This is a genomic window from Streptomyces recifensis (assembly GCF_002154615.1).
Classification (GTDB): domain Bacteria; phylum Actinomycetota; class Actinomycetes; order Streptomycetales; family Streptomycetaceae; genus Streptomyces; species Streptomyces griseoluteus.
The window spans coordinates 1-913 of the sequence record NZ_MUNH01000527.1 but is presented as its reverse complement, the minus strand read 5'-3'; the positions used below and the strand labels follow the sequence as shown (position 1 = coordinate 913).

Sequence of the window (913 nt, the reverse complement as noted above, 5' to 3'; positions counted from 1 at the left end):
CACCGCCGCCGTCACCACCCTCGCCACCGGGCGGCACGGCCGCGCCGCCGAACTCCTCGGCTACGACGAACTCGTCCTCGCCCCCGGCTCCGTGTCCCGCACCCTGCCCGTCCCCGGCCTGGCGGAGCACGCCATCGGCTTCAGGACCGTCGAGGAGGCCATCGGGCTGCGCAACCACGTCATCGAGCAGATGGACATCGCCTCCTCCACCCGCGACCCCGCTCTGCGCGACGCCGCCCTCACCTTCGTCTTCGTCGGTGGCGGCTACGCCGGGGTCGAGGCCCTCGGCGAACTCCAGGACATGGCCCGCTACGCCGCCCGGTACTACGCCAACCTCCGCCCCGAGGACATGAAGTGGGTCCTGGTGGAGGCCACCGACCGGGTGCTGCCCGAGGTCGGCCCCGAACTGGGCCGCCACACCGTCACCCAGCTCCGCCGCCGCAACATCCAGGTGCTGCTGAACACCCGCCTCGAATCCTGCGCCGACCGCGTCGCCGTCCTCAGTGACGGCCGCCGCTTCCCCACCCGCACTGTCGTCTGGACCGCCGGCGTCAAACCTCACCCCGTGCTCGCCGCCACCGACCTCCCCCTCGACCCGCGCGGCAGGCTGCGCTGCACCGCCCAGCTCGCGGTCGAGGGCACCGAGCACGCCTGGGCCGCGGGCGACGCCGCCGCCGTACCCGACGTCACCGCCACCGGGCCCGGCGCCACCACCNNACATCGTGCACACCCTGCGCGGCGAACCCCTGCGCACCTACGCCCACCGGCAGCTCGGCTCCGTCGCCTCCCTCGGACTGCACAAGGGCGTCGCCCAGGTGTACGGCCGCCGGCTCACCGGCCGCCCCGCCTGGCTCCTGCACCGGGCGTACCACCTCAGCCGCGTGCCCACCTTCAACCGCAAGGCCCGCGTGCT

General features: G+C 74.4%; 1 pseudogene. It reads left to right on the top strand.

Annotated elements, in window-relative coordinates:
* Positions 1–913, top strand: a pseudogene (locus CCN33_RS24910) (NAD(P)/FAD-dependent oxidoreductase); the annotation flags it as partial.